The sequence below is a fragment of the Pseudooceanicola nanhaiensis DSM 18065 genome (genome assembly GCF_000688295.1).
GTDB classification, from domain to species: domain Bacteria; phylum Pseudomonadota; class Alphaproteobacteria; order Rhodobacterales; family Rhodobacteraceae; genus Pseudooceanicola; species Pseudooceanicola nanhaiensis.
In genome coordinates, this window is record NZ_JHZF01000011.1 from 498,762 (window position 1) to 513,124 (window position 14,363).

Here is a 14,363-nt window from a genome sequence, read left to right on the forward strand (position 1 = left end):
GCCGCCAAATCTGACCGGTCACAGGGAAGGCGGCAATGAAGGATATTCTTCAGGAACTGGACAGTCGGCGCGAGATCGCCCGGCTTGGCGGTGGCGAGAAGCGGATCGAGGCACAGCACGCCAAGGGCAAGCTGACTGCGCGGGAACGGATCGAGCTGCTGCTCGACGCCGACAGTTTCGAAGAATTCGACATGTTCGTCAGTCACCGCTGCACCGATTTCGGCATGGAAGAACAGCGCCCCTACGGCGACGGCGTGGTCACCGGCTGGGGCACGATCAACGGCAGGATGGTCTATGTCTTCAGCCAGGACTTCACCGTCTTCGGCGGCTCGCTGTCCGAGACCCACGCCCAGAAGATCTGCAAGATCATGGACATGGCCGTCCAGAACGGCGCCCCGGTCATCGGCCTGAACGACTCGGGCGGTGCCCGCATCCAGGAGGGCGTCGCCTCGCTCGCCGGCTACGCGGATGTCTTCCAGCGCAATATCATGGCCAGCGGTGTCGTGCCGCAGATCTCGGTGATCATGGGCCCCTGCGCGGGCGGGGCGGTCTATTCCCCGGCGATGACCGACTTCATCTTCATGGTGAAGGACAGCTCCTACATGTTCGTCACCGGCCCGGACGTGGTGAAGACCGTGACCAACGAGGTCGTCACCGCCGAGGAGCTTGGCGGCGCCAGCACGCATACGAAGAAATCCTCGGTCGCCGACGGCGCCTTCGAGAACGACGTCGAGGCAATGGCCGAGGTCCGCCGCCTCGTCGATTTCCTGCCGCTGAACAACCGCGAGAAACCGCCGGTGCGTCCCTTCTTCGACAGCCCCGACCGGATCGAGAAAAGCCTCGACACCTTGGTGCCGGACAACGCCAACACGCCCTACGACATGAAGGAGCTGATCCTGAAGGTTGCGGACGAGGGCGATTTCTACGAGATCCAGGAGGATTTCGCGAAGAACATCATCACCGGCTTCATCCGGCTCGAAGGCCAGACCGTCGGCGTGGTGGCGAACCAGCCGATGGTGCTGGCCGGCTGCCTCGACATCGACAGCTCGCGCAAGGCCGCGCGCTTCGTGCGGTTCTGCGACTGTTTCGAGATCCCGATCCTGACCTTCGTCGACGTGCCGGGCTTCCTGCCGGGGACCGGGCAGGAATACGGCGGCGTCATCAAGCACGGGGCGAAGCTGCTCTTCGCCTATGGCGAGGCGACGGTGCCGAAGGTGACGGTCATCACCCGCAAGGCCTATGGCGGCGCCTATGACGTGATGAGCTCCAAGCATATCCGCGGCGATTTCAACTACGCCTGGCCCACGGCCGAGATCGCGGTGATGGGGGCCAAGGGCGCGACCGAGATCCTCTATCGCTCGGAACTGGGCGATCCCGAGAAGATCGCCAAGCGCGCGCAGGATTACGAGGACCGCTTCGCGAACCCCTTCGTGGCGGCCGAGCGCGGCTTCATCGACGAGGTGATCCAGCCCCGTTCGACCCGCCGCCGGGTGGCGCGGGCCTTTGCGAGCCTGCGGAACAAGAAGCTCCAGAACCCCTGGAAGAAGCACGACAACATTCCGCTCTGATGCGCGGGAGGATGCCATGAAGGCCATCGCAAGGAATTTCGTCGCGGCAGGAGGGGCCCTTCTCGGGGCCGCGACCACGGCAGCGGGGCAGGAGGAGCCCCCGTCCGTGCCCTCCGGCATCCCGCTCACGCTGCAGGAGATCCTGCTGGAGCAGGGGCCCGACGCGGTCTCCATGGCGCGTTTCCGCTATGTCGCGGCGGGGCTCGAGGGTTTCGGTTTCGCGGGCGTCGAGGGGGATTTTCCGGTCCTCTGTTCCGACGTCGTCCTGCCCTGGGCCGCGGTGCAGGGCGAACCGGTCGGCCGCGTCGTGATCTCGATGGCCTCGGCGGCGACGGAATTCGGCACGGCGGCACCCGATGTCGTCCAGTTTTTCGAGGTCTTCCGGCTGGAACCCTCAGCCTGCATCTGGGAAGGGCTTTGAGCATGCCACAACATCTTGCGGACCGACGCGCGCGTCCCGCGCTTTCTGAGGCTTTCGAGTCACAAGGCCGGCGGCGCGGGCTGGCCCCATGTCCTTCGCGTTCTAACTTCTGTATCCTGAGCCAGGGAAGCCGTCCGGCGGCCCTTTTCATGCAGGCCGCAAACCGGACCGGGACAAGGCCGGGGGCGACCTGCGAACGAGACAGGAGAAGCAGATGTCCAAGAGCGTTCGTGGTATCCTCGCGCTCGGCCTCGTCGTCTTTGTGGCGGCCTGTGCGCAGCAAGAGGAAGAATACGTCGTGGTCGATCCCCAGCCGATCACGACCGAGCCCGTCTACACCGGCAAGTACAAGTAAGCCGGTCACACGTGTTTTCGGGGGCGCGGCCGCCTGGCCGGCCCCCTTCCGCCGCACCTGCCTGCAAGGGGAGTCGCGGCCATGCTGAAGCATCGCGGTTTTCCCGGCCGCCTTCCCGGCACCGATCTCCAGTTCACCATCCGTCGCGCGAACCCCAAGGGGGTGACACCGCTCACCCGGCGCGAGCGCTTCCGTGACCGCAAGGCCGTCGACCGGAAGGCGGACGAGCTTTTCCTGCTCGCCCTCTGGGAGCATTTCGGTGAAGAGCCGTTCGAGCGCGGCAACCTCGACGCAGGGCGGCTGAGCTGGCTCTTCGGGCGCGAGGTCCTGCCGGCGGAAGATCCCTTCGACCCCGAGAGCTACGAGGCGCTCCTGGTGCTCGACCCGGCCGCGATCCAGGCGTCGTTTCCGGACGTGATCGACGAGGGGTCGGCATGATCTTGCCGTATGGTCAGTCTTTCAGGCCGGTTGTCGCCGATGCTCGCCTATCGCGTGTGTTTGCGTTTGCGCCGACCGAACTTTCAGAGAAGACTGAACGTGTTGGATCGATCGGCAACATGCTGTCCGATCCGGCGTGTCTATACCGTTACCCTTCCCCTAGAGGGCGGTCTGACCCCCCCAACGGTCGGCCGCCCGCCTTTTTCGCGGGACGGGAAAATGACGGGCTGATGTGCGCCGCGCGCAACACTTCCCCGCAAATGGCTGAAAGCCGGCGAGAAATTGCCATGGTCGGCAAGGCTTCGGCGCCTTTGCGCGCAGCGGTCCGCAGGCCATTGCAGGAACCCGCACACTGGCAGAGAGTTCGCCCCGGCAGTCAACCAAAAGTCAGGGGAACCGACACATGCTATTCAGGAAGATCCTCGTCGCCGCGGCGCTCATGGGCAGCCTTGCGGCCTGCGGACAATCATTCGGCGAGCAGGCCGTCATCGGCGCCGGCGGCGGCGCAGCCACTTCGGCCGTGCTTGGCGGCAGTGTCGGCACCGGCGCGCTGGTCGGCGCAGCGGCGAACGTCGCCTATTGCCAGAATTACCCGAGCCGCTGCTGACGCAGCGCGCGCGGCCGCCCGGCCGCAGCTTTCGGACGTGACACCGGCCACCGTGGCGACCCGCCGCGGTGGCCTTTTCTTTGGCATCGAACCGGCGGCGCGAGCGATCGCCGGAGGGGAAAGGGACCGTAGATGTTCAACAAGATCCTGATCGCGAACCGGGGCGAGATCGCCTGCCGCGTCATCAAGACCGCGCGCAAGATGGGCATTTCGACCGTGGCGATCTATTCCGACGCCGACCGCAACGCGCTGCATGTCGAGATGGCGGACGAGGCGATCCACATCGGCCCGCCGCCCGCGAACCAGTCCTACATCGTGATCGACAAGGTCATGGCCGCGGTCAGGGAGAGCGGTGCGCAGGCGGTGCATCCGGGCTACGGCTTCCTGTCCGAGAACGCGAAGTTCGCCGAGGCGCTGGAGGCCGCGGGCGTGGCCTTCGTCGGCCCGCCGGTGAAGGCGATCGAGGCCATGGGCGACAAGATCACCTCGAAGAAGATCGCGCAGGAGGCGGGCGTCTCGACCGTGCCCGGCTACATGGGGCTCATCGAGGATGCCGAGGAGGCGGTGAAGATCTCGAACGAGATCGGCTACCCGGTGATGATCAAGGCCTCCGCCGGCGGCGGCGGCAAGGGGATGCGGATCGCCTGGACCGACACCGAGGCGCGCGAGGGCTTCCAGTCGTCCAAGAACGAGGCCGCGAATTCCTTCGGCGACGACCGGATCTTCATCGAGAAGTTCGTCACCCAGCCCCGGCATATCGAGATCCAGGTGCTCTGCGACGCGCATGGCAACGGCATCTACCTGGGCGAGCGGGAATGTTCGATCCAGCGCCGGAACCAGAAGGTGGTGGAGGAAGCGCCGAGCCCCTTCCTCGACGAGGCGACCCGCAAGGCCATGGGCGAGCAGGCGGTGGCCCTTGCGAAGGCCGTCGGCTACACCTCGGCCGGGACCGTGGAATTCATCGTCGATGGTGAGAAGAACTTCTACTTCCTCGAGATGAACACCCGCCTTCAGGTGGAGCACCCGGTCACCGAGCTGATCACCGGCATCGACCTTGTCGAACAGATGATCCGCGTGGCCAACGGCGAGGCGCTGAGCATCAGCCAGGACGATGTGAAACTCACCGGCTGGGCCATCGAGAACCGGCTCTATGCCGAGGATCCCTATCGCAACTTCCTGCCCTCGATCGGGCGGCTGACGGCCTATTCCCCGCCCGCCGAGGTGGCCGCGGGCCCGCTGGTGACGAACGGCAAATGGCAGGGCGACGCGCCCGAGGGCGCGACGGCCGTGCGCAATGACACCGGCGTCTACGAGGGCGGCGAGATCTCGATGTATTACGACCCGATGATCGCCAAGCTCTGCACCTGGGCGCCGACCCGGGCCGAGGCGATCGAGGCGATGCGCGTGGCGCTCGACAGTTTCGAGGTCGAGGGGATCGGGCACAACCTGCCGTTCCTGTCCGCCGTGATGGACCATCCGAAGTTCGTCAGCGGCGAGATGACCACCGCCTTCATCGCCGAGGAATGGCCCGAGGGCTTCGAGGGGGTCGAGCTGCCGCAGGACGCGCTCCGCCGGATCGCCGCCGCCTGCGCGGCGATGAACCGGGTGAGCGAGATCCGCCGCGCCCGCGTCTCGGGCCGGATGGACAACCACGAGCGCAAGGTGGGCGACGACTGGGTCGTGACGCTGCAGGGGACGGATTTCCCGCTGACGGTGCAGGCCGACCGCGAGGGTGCGACGATCCGCTTCGAGGACGGCGCGAGCCTGAGGGTCGAGGGCAGGTGGACCCCCGGCATGACACTGGCGACGATGAGCGTCGACGGCACGCCGCTGGTGCTGAAGGTCGGCAAGATCTCGGGCGGGTTCCGGATCCGGGCGCGCGGGGCCGACATCAAGGTGCACGTCCGCAACCCCCGGCAGGCCGAGCTCGCGAAGCTGATGCCCGAGAAGCTGCCGCCGGACACGTCGAAGCTGCTGCTCTGCCCTATGCCGGGCCTCGTCGTGAAGATCGACGTGGAAGAGGGGCAGGAGGTGCAGGAGGGCCAGCCGCTCTGCACCATCGAGGCGATGAAGATGGAGAACATCCTGCGCGCCGAGAAACGTGCCGTGGTGTCGAAGATCAACGCGGGCGCGGGCGACAGCCTCGCCGTCGATGAAGTCATCATGGAGTTCGAATGACGTGAACGGCGCGGCGCGGCATAACGGCAGCGGGAGAGATCTGACCTTCGTCACGATCACCTTCCGCGAAGAGCTGGAACTGCTGCGCCTGCAGGCCCGCTCGATGGCGGCGTTCCTGCCGCCCGATATGGTGGGCGAGATCCTCGTCGTGGTGAACGACCGCGACGAGGCGGCGCTTGGCGATGCGGTCGAGGCGATGCGCGCCGAATATGGCGCGCTCTCGGGCCGCCTGCGGGTGATCCCCGCCACGCGGCTCTTCCGCTGGAACGTGGGGCCGCGCGGACCTCTGGCCCGGCTGCGGCGGGTGCAGGCGCTGCATCCGCGTCTCGCGCTCCGCTCGCCCGGCACCGCCTGGCGCGGGCATGGCGGCTGGAAGATCCAGCAGGTCTGCAAGCTGGCGATCTGGCGCGAGGTCTCGACGCCCTGGACCGTTCTGCTCGACAGCAAGATCCACTTCATGGCCCCGGTGCCGCGGTCCGAGTTCTTCGCCCCCGACGGCCGTCCGCGGATGATCTGCAAGGACCTTTCCGATGCGCGGATGGACTGGCTCGCGCCCTCCTTCGCCCAGTTCGGGCTGCCGCCCGATGCCGCGGGGCCCCGGGTCGCCGACGGCATCATGCCGCTGCCGGTGGCGACCGCGCTGCTGCGCGACGTGACCGAGGCGGTGGAAGCGAAGGCGGGCCCCCTGCAGGTGCTTTTCGCCGTCCACCGCAAGGGCGAGACCGAGGCGATGCTGATCACCGCCCATTGCATCGCGCGGCACGGCAGCCTCGAGGCGGTGTTCGACACCGCTCGGCCCCTCCCGCCGGTCATCATGCGGAGCCATGATGCGGCGTGGGTGGATGCCGCGCTCGACGCGGTCGAGCAGGGGGCGGTCTCGCTCGCGCTGCACCGCGCGGCGGTGGCCCGGCTGACCCAGGCGCAGCGCAGGCGGCTCGCCGGGCTCTGGCGTGACCGGGGGCTCGTCGGGGACGCGGGTGATCTGGCGCGGATCTTCAGCGTGCGGGACGGCGATGTGCCAGCCGCGGAGCAGGCGGCATGAACGGGCGCTACCGGATAGGCGCGGCCCGGCGGTCGCGGATCTCCTGCTGGCGGTCGGGCAGCTTGTCGATGGAGCGCGAGATCTCGCGCACGTCCCAGGGCTGGGGTTTGCGCAGCTTGATCTGTCCGTCCTTGCCGATCAGCACCATCATGAAGCCGCGCGGGCGCAGCGCCTGCCGGATCGGCGAGGGCGCGTCGGGGTCGGTGTCGGTGATGACGATCACGTCGCGGTCGCGCAATTCGTCGGGCCGCAGCTCGAGCGCTTCCATCTGCCGGCGGAACATCGGGTCGAGCGGGCTGTCGGCGAAGACGACCACGGGACGCTTTTCCCACCTGAACGCGTCGAGCTCCAGGTCGCCCGCCTCGACGAACAGCGGCTCCTGCTCGGGGTCGGCCGCGGCGGTCGCCTGCAGCGGCAGAGCCAGTGTCAGCGCCAGGGCAAGTGTCGTGAATGGCTTCATGCGTCCTCCTGCTGGGACGAATATAGGCACAAATCCGCGCGCTTACACGCGTCGTCACGCAGAATTTTGGCACGCTCGACCGTCCGTGCCCTCCGGCATGGCGGCTCGGGGCGCGATCGGCCCCGCCCCGCATGGCCGATCGCAGGCGCCCGCACCGCGGCCCGAGGGCCGCACGGCAGAGATATCCGCACCCCCCGCACCGTCGCGACGGGGCAGGGAAGACACACGCCCGGCAGGCGGAGCCCCCTCCGCATCCGGTGAAGAGAAGAGGACGTCACGATGACATCGAAGAAGGACGAATGGGCGGCCATCGCCGAGAAGGAACTCAAGAGCCGCACGCTCGAGGACCTGAACTGGCAGACGCTCGAGGGGATCGAGGTGAAGCCGCTCTACACCGAGGAGGACACCGCCGATCTGCCCCACATGGGCTCGCTCCCCGGCAAGGCGCCGTTCACCCGCGGGGTGAAGGCCACGATGTATGCGGGCCGGCCCTGGACGATCCGGCAATACGCGGGCTTCTCGACGGCGGAGGAATCGAACGCCTTCTACCGCCGCAACCTCGCCGCCGGTCAGCAGGGCGTCTCGGTCGCCTTCGACCTCGCCACCCACCGGGGTTATGACAGCGACCACCCCCGCGTGGTCGGCGACGTCGGCAAGGCGGGCGTGGCGATCGATTCGGTCGAGGACATGAAGATCCTCTTCGACGGCATCCCGCTCGACCAGGTTTCGGTCTCGATGACGATGAACGGCGCGGTGATCCCGATCCTCGCCAGTTTCATCGTCGCGGGCGAGGAGCAGGGGCACGACAAGTCCGTGCTCTCGGGGACCATCCAGAACGACATCCTCAAGGAGTTCATGGTCCGCAACACCTACATCTACCCGCCCGAGCCCTCGATGCGGATCATCTCGGACATCATCGAATACACCTCGAACGAGATGCCGCGGTTCAACTCGATCTCGATCTCCGGCTACCACATGCAGGAGGCGGGCGCGAACCTGGTGCAGGAGCTCGCCTACACGCTGGCGGACGGCAAGGAATACGTGAAGGCCGCGATCGAGGCCGGGATGGACGTGGACAAGTTCGCCGGGCGGCTGTCGTTCTTCTTCGCCATCGGGATGAACTTCTTCATGGAGGCCGCGAAGCTGCGCGCCGCGCGGCTGCTGTGGTATCGCATCATGGACGAGGTGGGCGCGAAGCAGGAGCGCTCCAAGATGCTGCGGACCCATTGCCAGACCTCGGGCGTCTCGCTGCAGGAGCAGGACCCCTACAACAACGTCATCCGCACCGCCTACGAGGCGATGTCGGCGGTGCTCGGCGGGACCCAGTCGCTGCACACCAACGCGCTGGACGAGGCGATTGCACTGCCGACGGACTTCAGCGCCCGGATCGCGCGGAACACGCAGCTCATCCTGCAGGAAGAGACGCAGGTGACCCGGGTGGTCGATCCGCTGGCGGGCAGCTACTACGTCGAGAGCCTGACCCATGAGCTGGCCGAGAAGGCCTGGGAGCTCATCCGGGAGGTCGACGAGATGGGCGGCATGACGAAGGCCGTGGCCTCCGGCATGCCGAAGCTCCGGATCGAGGAAAGCGCCGCCATCCGCCAGTCGATGATCGACCGGGGCGAGGAGGTGATCGTCGGGGTCAACAAGTACCGTAAGGACAAAGAAGACCCGATCGACATTCTCGACGTGGACAACGTGAAGGTCCGCGAGGGCCAGGTGAAGGCGTTGGAGCGTATCCGGGCGGAACGTGACCAGGCGGCCTGCGACGCGGCCCTGGCCGAGCTCGAGCGTGTGGCGAAGGAGGGCGGCAACCTACTGGCCGCCGCGGTCGAAGCGGCGCGCGCGCGTGCCAGCGTGGGAGAGATCAGCATGGCGATGGAAAAGGTGTTCGGCCGCCACCGGGCCGAGGTGAAGACGCTCGCGGGGGTCTACGGCAAGGCCTACGAGGGCGACGAGGGCTTCGCGGCGATCCAGAAATCGGTCGAGGACTTCGCCGAGGAGGAGGGCCGCCGCCCCCGGATGCTCGTGGTCAAGATGGGCCAGGACGGCCATGACCGCGGCGCCAAGGTGATCGCCACGGCCTTTGCCGACATCGGGTTCGACGTGGATGTCGGCCCGCTGTTCCAGACGCCGGAAGAGGCCGCGCAGGACGCGATCGACAACGACGTGCACGTCGTGGGGATCTCCTCCCAGGCGGCGGGCCACAAGACGCTGGCGCCGCAGCTGATCGAGGCGCTCAAGGCCAATGACGCGGGCGACATCATCGTGATCTGCGGCGGGGTGATCCCGCAGCAGGATTACGAGTTCCTCAAGAACGCCGGCGTGAAGGCGATCTTCGGGCCGGGGACCAACATCCCGACGGCGGCGCAGGACATCCTGCGGCTGATCCGCGAGGCCCGGGCAGGCGAGCCGGCCGTCTGAGATGGGCAAGCGCCCGGTCATCCTGCTGGGCATGGCGCTCGGCCTCCTCTGGGGGGTCGGGCTGCTCTGGGCGGGCGCGCGCGTCTTCCTGCCCGTCCCGCCGCCGATGGTGCTGGCCATGGCGCTTTTCCCGGCGGGGCTCGTCACCTGCGTGATGATCGGGCGCCTCGCGCAGCGCCGGTTCTTCGACGACACGATCATCGACGGCTCGCCCTTCGCGCCCGGCTCGGCCGCCGCCATCGACCAGGCGGTCCTGCGCAACACGGTCGAGCAGGTGACGCTCGCGCTCCTCGTCTGGCCGGTGGCGGGCTACGCGCTCGGCCCCGGGGTGGTGCTGGCGCTCGGCCTCGGATTCGCCATCGCGCGGGTGCTCTTCTGGGTCGGTTACCACATGGCGCCGCCGCTCCGGGCCTTCGGCTTCGCGGCCAGCTTCTACCCGACGGTTCTGGCGGCATTCTGGGTGCTCTGGCGGCTTCTGGGCGGAACTTTCGCGCTGCCGCTCTGATCCGCCCTTGCGCTGCGCCGCGCTTTGGCAAGGATCGGCCAGAGATCAGCCAGAGACACCCCATGACCCATAGTATACGCCCCGCAACCCACGGGGATCACGCCCAGATCCTCGCGATCTGGAACCCGATCTTCCGCGACAGCCTCGTCACCTTTGCCTCGGTCGAGAAGACCCCCGAGACGCTGGCCGACTACATCGACGGGCGCCGCGCCCGCGGCCGGGAGTTCTTCGTGGCGACGGAGGGCGAGACCGTGCTGGGCTTTGCCTCCTACGACCAGTTCCGGGCGGGCGACGGCTATGTCCATGCCATGGAGCACACGGTGATCCTGGCCGAAGGGGCGCGGGGCCGCGGGATCGGCCGGGCGCTGATGCGGGCGGTCGAGGATCATGCCCGCGCGGCCGGCGCGCATACGATGGTGGCGGGGATCTCGGGCGGCAATCCGGGCGCGGTGCCGTTCCATGCCGCCGTCGGTTACGAAGCCTGCGGGCGCATGCCGCAATCGGGCCGGAAATTCGGCCGCTGGCATGACCTCATTTTGATGCAGAAGGTCCTTTGATTCCGCAGCGCAGCGGTTAGAGTGCGCGCCCATGTCGATCTGGTCCCGCATCGCAGAAGCCCTCGCGGCCCTCGCCAATGGCGAAGGGCTGGCAGCCGTCTTCGACAAGCTCCGCGGCCCGCGCGAACGCAGCGTGGTCTTCGCCATCGCGGTGATCGCGCTCGGCGCGAAGATGGCCAAGGCGGACGGCGTGGTGAACCGGGTCGAGGTGCGCGCCTTCCGCGAGGTCTTCCGCATCGCGCCCGAGGACGAGAAGAACGCCGCGCGGGTCTTCAACCTCGCCCGGCAGGACGTGGCGGGCTACCAGGATTATGCCGAGCGCGTGGCGGGGATGCTGAAGGACCAGCCGGGGATGCTCTGCAACCTGCTGGAGGGCCTCTTCCACATCGCGATCTCGGACGGCGACTATCACCCGGACGAAGATGCCTTCCTTGCCGACGTGGCGCGGATCTTCGGGCTGGGGGAGGGCGACTTCCGCCGCCTGCGCGCCCGCTTCGTGCCGAGCGCCGAACGCGATCCCTACGAGGTGCTGGGCGTGGACAGCGGCGCCACGACCGAGGAGATCCGCCGCGCCTATCGCCGCGCCGTCCGCGAAAGCCATCCCGACCGGCTGATGTCGCAGGGGTTGCCGGAAGAGGCGATGAAGATGGCGGAAAAGCGGATGGCCGACCTCAACACGGCATGGGAAGAGATCAGGCAGACCCGCGGCGAAGCCGCCTGATGCGGCTCGCCACCTGGAACGTCGAATGGTTCTCGGGGCTCTTCGACGATGCCGACCGGCTGATCGCGGACGACAGCTGGTCCGCGCGCCACAACGTCACCAAGAGCCAGCAGATCGAGGCCATTGCCACGGTGATGACCGCGCTCGATGCCGACGGCATCATGGTGATCGAGGCGCCCGACCACGGGTCGCGGCGCAGCACGGTGCGGGCGCTCGAATATTTCGCCGATGTGTTCTCGCTGCGCGCGCGCAAGGCGCTGATCGGCTTTCCCAACGAGACCCAGCAGGAGATCGCCTTCCTCTACGATCCGGACGCGATGGAGGTGCGCCACGATCCCGGCGGCGACCCCACGGGCAAGAAGGGCGCCTTCGGCGCGCCGCGGTTCGACGGTGTCTTCCGGATCGACCTCGACGTCGACGCGACCGAGGACCATGTGCGGTTCTCCAAGCCGCCCCTGGAGCTCGAGGTGACGCCACGCTCCGGGCGGCCGATCCGGGTGATCGGCGCGCATCTGAAATCCAAGGCGCCGCACGGGGCGGTGGACCGGGACGCGGTGATGCGGCTGTCGATCGCGAACCGTCGCAAGCAGCTGGCGCAGGCGATCTGGCTCAGGGCGCGGGTGGCCGAGCACCTGGCGGCGGGCACTCCGCTGATGGTGATGGGCGATCTGAACGACGGGCCGGGGCTCGACGAATACGAACATCTCTTCGGGCGCTCCTCGCTCGAGATCGTCATCGGCGGAGAGGGAGAGGTCGCGCTCCACGACCCGCACGCGGCGCGCGCGCTGCAGGGCCGGCTGGCCGCCCTGCCGACCACCGCGCGGTTCTACGTCAAGCCCGAGGGGCGCTACCTGCAGGCGCTGCTGGATTACATCCTCGTCTCGCCGGACCTGGCCGCGACGGGGCCGCGCTGGCGCATCTGGCACCCGTTCGACGACACCGGTTGCTGGGCCCGGCCCGAGCTGCGCGATGCGCTGATTGCCGCCAGCGATCACTACCCGGTGACCATCGACATCGAAGTGTGATTTGGGCCGCGCGCCCCGATGCGGTAGAATGGGCGCCATGACAAAGCACATGCCCCTCATCCTGCTCCTCGCCCTTGCGGCACCGCTTCCCATTGCCGCGATCGCGCAGGCCACGACCGATGAGGAGGCGACCGAGGACGGTCCCACCCTCATGGAGCGGGGCGCGCGGATCTTCATGCGCGGGCTGATGTCCGAGATGGAGCCCGCGCTGCGCGACCTGCACGAGAGCTTCGAGGAGGTCGAACCCGCGATCCGCAGCTTCGTCCAGGAGATGGGCCCCGCCGTGGTGGATCTGCTCGAGACGGTCAAGGACTTCCGCGGCTATCACCCGCCCGAGATCCTGCCGAACGGCGACATCATCATGCGCAAGAAGCTGCCCGGGGAGATGGAGACGCCCGGCGAGACCGAGGTGGGGCCGGACGGCGAAGTGGAGCTCTGACAGGCGACGCCCTGCGCAGAGCCGCGATCGACGACGCAGGCCGGGCCTGGGCCCGGCGTGCCGCTATCTCCGCAGCAGGATCTCCGTCTCCGCTCCAAGCGAGGAGGCGAGCGAGGCGAAGCGCGCCGATGCGACCTCGCCGAAGAGGGGGAACGCGGCCTCGGTCAGGTGAAGTTCGAGCCGCTTCTTCTTCGGAAACCACTTCAGTTCGCCGATGTCGGCATCGCGGTCGAGCCAGAGCATCGCACCGAAGCGCATCGCCTTGCCGAGGATCTCGGCGTTGAGCTGCTCTTCCGGCGGGATCAGCTCGTAGAGCTCCTCGAAATGCGTGCCTTCGCGCTTGTTGCGATAGCGGTGCAGCAGCGCAAGGCCGAGGAAGATCCGCTCGGAATGCTTGAGCCCCCCGAGGTTCGCGCGCGTCGCGTTGTCGAAACAGACCTCGGCGCGGTAATCGGGATGCGCCCGCCATGTCACGTCGTGCAGCAGGCAGGCCGCCTTGATGATGCGCATCCGGTCGGGCCGGGCGGAGCGGAACAGCGGCAGGATGAATTCGTAAAGCGTGCGGCCGAAGCCGGGCAGGCGGGCATCCTTGCGCTCGGCGAAGCGGCAGCTCTCGATCAGCGGGTCGCGGTCGCGCAGTTTCTGGGGCATCTGCTGGTAGAGCATCCCCTCGCGGATGCCGTAGGCCGAGACGGCGATGTCGCGCGGGCGGAAGCTCCGCATCACCTCGACCAGCACTTCGGAGGCCAGCGGCACCAGCGCCATCCGGTCCTTCGAGATGCCGCAGCGCGACCGCAGCTTGTCCGGGTCCTCGGCGGCGATGTAGGCGGCGGTGTCGCGGATCGCCTTGGCGGTCATGCGGTATTCGTGCAGCACATGCAGCGGATAGCCGCGCCGGTCCATGTCGATCCGGGCGATCGCGCGCCACGACCCGCCGACGAGGAACAGGCGGTTCGGCTGCTCGCCCATCTGGTCATGAAGCCGGGCGACCTGTTCCTTGATGAAGCTGCGCCGGCCCTTCTTGCCGCCCTTGACCGAGGCGAGCTTTAGCGGACCGAGCGGCGAGGTCACGCAACGCCCGACCTGTCCGCCCGAGATCTCGGCCAGCTCCATCGAGGAGCCGCCGATGTCGCAGACGAGCCCGTAGGACCCGGGCCAGCCCAGCAGGACGCCCTGCGCCGAGAGCCGCGCCTCTTCGCTGCCGTCGATGATGTGGACATTCATCCCGGTTTCGCGCTCGACATCGGCGACGAATTCCGCGCCGTCCTCGGCCTCGCGCACCGCGGCGGTGGCGACGGCGGTGAGGGGGGTGGCCTCCATCCCGTGGGCGAGAAGCTGGAAGCGCTTGATCGCGGCCAGCGCGCGCTTGCGGCCTTCCGGGTTCAGCCGGCCGCTGTCGCCCAGGCCCGCGCCGAGCCCGCACATGATCTTTTCGTTGTAGAAATAGGCCGGGCTCCGCGCCGCGCCGTCGAAGACGACCATCCGGACCGAGTTCGAGCCGATGTCGACCACCCCCACGCGGGAGAGGGCACGGGCCTCGGGGTCTTCGAAGAGCGGGCGGCCGAAGGGCCCCCAGTCGGGCGGCGAGGTGTCGTTTGTCGCGTCCATGACTTTCGTCTTTCG

General features: G+C 67.9%; 15 protein-coding genes. 13 read left to right on the top strand and 2 right to left on the bottom strand.

All coding sequences use genetic code 11. The annotated features are described in order from the left end of the window. Positions 1-35: 35 nt before the first annotated feature. The 7 genes from Q344_RS0103320 to Q344_RS0103350 all read left to right on the top strand — a co-directional run bounded on the left by Q344_RS0103320 (position 36) and on the right by Q344_RS0103350 (position 6,609). Entirely contained in the window at positions 36-1,568 is a 1,533-nt protein-coding gene (locus tag Q344_RS0103320; RefSeq protein WP_028285420.1) for an acyl-CoA carboxylase subunit beta, read from the top strand. Positions 1,569-1,584: 16 nt separating this feature from the next. Then, a complete protein-coding gene (locus Q344_RS0103325) occupies positions 1,585-1,989 on the top strand; it encodes a DUF6497 family protein (RefSeq protein ID WP_051630235.1) in 405 nt (134 codons plus the stop codon). A gap of 214 nt (positions 1,990-2,203) precedes the next feature. After that, entirely contained in the window at positions 2,204-2,344 is a 141-nt protein-coding gene (locus Q344_RS26305; RefSeq protein ID WP_169739172.1) for a hypothetical protein, read from the top strand. A gap of 81 nt (positions 2,345-2,425) precedes the next feature. Beyond that, positions 2,426-2,782 (top strand): hypothetical protein, encoded by a 357-nt coding sequence (locus tag Q344_RS0103335; protein WP_028285422.1) that lies wholly within the window; start codon positions 2,426-2,428, stop codon positions 2,780-2,782. A gap of 403 nt (positions 2,783-3,185) precedes the next feature. Continuing rightward, on the top strand, positions 3,186-3,389 hold the full coding sequence (locus Q344_RS0103340; protein ID WP_028285423.1) for a hypothetical protein: 204 nt from the start codon (positions 3,186-3,188) through the stop codon (positions 3,387-3,389). A 132-nt stretch (positions 3,390-3,521) separates the two neighbouring features. Then, complete coding sequence (locus Q344_RS0103345) at positions 3,522-5,567, top strand: acetyl-CoA carboxylase biotin carboxylase subunit (RefSeq protein WP_028285424.1); 2,046 nt, start codon at positions 3,522-3,524, stop codon at positions 5,565-5,567. Between the two features lies 1 nt (position 5,568). After that, complete coding sequence (locus tag Q344_RS0103350; RefSeq protein WP_028285425.1) at positions 5,569-6,609, top strand: DUF6492 family protein; 1,041 nt, start codon at positions 5,569-5,571, stop codon at positions 6,607-6,609. 7 nt (positions 6,610-6,616) lie between these two features. On the opposite strand, the gene Q344_RS22975 is transcribed toward Q344_RS0103350, so the two are convergent. Beyond that, a complete protein-coding gene (locus Q344_RS22975) occupies positions 6,617-7,069 on the bottom strand; it encodes a DUF4174 domain-containing protein (protein WP_036538252.1) in 453 nt (150 codons plus the stop codon). A gap of 279 nt (positions 7,070-7,348) precedes the next feature. Between Q344_RS22975 and scpA the strand changes: the two genes are divergently transcribed. From scpA to Q344_RS0103385, 6 genes are all read left to right on the top strand, one after another. Continuing rightward, on the top strand, positions 7,349-9,493 hold the full coding sequence (gene scpA / locus Q344_RS0103360) for a methylmalonyl-CoA mutase (RefSeq protein ID WP_028285426.1): 2,145 nt from the start codon (positions 7,349-7,351) through the stop codon (positions 9,491-9,493). 1 nt (position 9,494) lies between these two features. Beyond that, positions 9,495-9,998: an MAPEG family protein gene (locus tag Q344_RS22980; protein ID WP_051630236.1), complete on the top strand. Its 504-nt coding sequence runs from the start codon at positions 9,495-9,497 to the stop codon at positions 9,996-9,998. 62 nt (positions 9,999-10,060) lie between these two features. Beyond that, positions 10,061-10,555 carry a GNAT family N-acetyltransferase gene (locus Q344_RS0103370; RefSeq protein WP_036538255.1) on the top strand — a complete coding sequence of 165 codons (495 nt, stop codon included), beginning with the start codon at positions 10,061-10,063 and terminating at the stop codon, positions 10,553-10,555. A 31-nt stretch (positions 10,556-10,586) separates the two neighbouring features. Further along, a complete protein-coding gene (locus Q344_RS0103375) occupies positions 10,587-11,276 on the top strand; it encodes a J domain-containing protein (RefSeq protein WP_028285428.1) in 690 nt (229 codons plus the stop codon). Further along, positions 11,276-12,301: an endonuclease/exonuclease/phosphatase family protein gene (locus Q344_RS0103380; RefSeq protein ID WP_028285429.1), complete on the top strand. Its 1,026-nt coding sequence runs from the start codon at positions 11,276-11,278 to the stop codon at positions 12,299-12,301. Before Q344_RS0103375 ends, Q344_RS0103380 begins: the two co-directional genes overlap by 1 nt. Positions 12,302-12,338: 37 nt before the next feature. Beyond that, positions 12,339-12,740 carry a hypothetical protein gene (locus Q344_RS0103385; RefSeq protein WP_028285430.1) on the top strand — a complete coding sequence of 134 codons (402 nt, stop codon included), beginning with the start codon at positions 12,339-12,341 and terminating at the stop codon, positions 12,738-12,740. A gap of 63 nt (positions 12,741-12,803) precedes the next feature. Here the strand turns inward: Q344_RS0103385 and Q344_RS0103390 are convergent, their stop codons facing one another. Then, the gene (locus Q344_RS0103390) at positions 12,804-14,348 is read right to left on the bottom strand and encodes a Ppx/GppA family phosphatase (RefSeq protein ID WP_028285431.1); all 1,545 of its coding nucleotides are present in this window, start codon (positions 14,346-14,348) and stop codon (positions 12,804-12,806) included. Positions 14,349-14,363 lie beyond the last annotated feature (15 nt).

Excerpts from the sequence above, each read along its gene's own strand:
- Q344_RS0103320 (WP_028285420.1), top strand. The coding sequence starts at position 36 with ATGAAGGATATTCTTCAGGAACTGGACAGTCGGCGCGAGATCGCCCGG.
- Q344_RS0103325 (WP_051630235.1), top strand. The coding sequence starts at position 1,585 with ATGAAGGCCATCGCAAGGAATTTCGTCGCGGCAGGAGGGGCCCTTCTC.
- Q344_RS26305 (WP_169739172.1), top strand. The coding sequence starts at position 2,204 with ATGTCCAAGAGCGTTCGTGGTATCCTCGCGCTCGGCCTCGTCGTCTTT.
- Q344_RS0103335 (WP_028285422.1), top strand. The coding sequence starts at position 2,426 with ATGCTGAAGCATCGCGGTTTTCCCGGCCGCCTTCCCGGCACCGATCTC.
- Q344_RS0103340 (WP_028285423.1), top strand. The coding sequence starts at position 3,186 with ATGCTATTCAGGAAGATCCTCGTCGCCGCGGCGCTCATGGGCAGCCTT.
- Q344_RS0103345 (WP_028285424.1), top strand. The coding sequence starts at position 3,522 with ATGTTCAACAAGATCCTGATCGCGAACCGGGGCGAGATCGCCTGCCGC.
- Q344_RS22975 (WP_036538252.1), bottom strand. The coding sequence starts at position 7,069 with ATGAAGCCATTCACGACACTTGCCCTGGCGCTGACACTGGCTCTGCCG.
- scpA (WP_028285426.1), top strand. The coding sequence starts at position 7,349 with ATGACATCGAAGAAGGACGAATGGGCGGCCATCGCCGAGAAGGAACTC.
- Q344_RS22980 (WP_051630236.1), top strand. The coding sequence starts at position 9,495 with ATGGGCAAGCGCCCGGTCATCCTGCTGGGCATGGCGCTCGGCCTCCTC.
- Q344_RS0103370 (WP_036538255.1), top strand. The coding sequence starts at position 10,061 with ATGACCCATAGTATACGCCCCGCAACCCACGGGGATCACGCCCAGATC.
- Q344_RS0103375 (WP_028285428.1), top strand. The coding sequence starts at position 10,587 with ATGTCGATCTGGTCCCGCATCGCAGAAGCCCTCGCGGCCCTCGCCAAT.
- Q344_RS0103380 (WP_028285429.1), top strand. The coding sequence starts at position 11,276 with ATGCGGCTCGCCACCTGGAACGTCGAATGGTTCTCGGGGCTCTTCGAC.
- Q344_RS0103385 (WP_028285430.1), top strand. The coding sequence starts at position 12,339 with ATGACAAAGCACATGCCCCTCATCCTGCTCCTCGCCCTTGCGGCACCG.
- Q344_RS0103390 (WP_028285431.1), bottom strand. The coding sequence starts at position 14,348 with ATGGACGCGACAAACGACACCTCGCCGCCCGACTGGGGGCCCTTCGGC.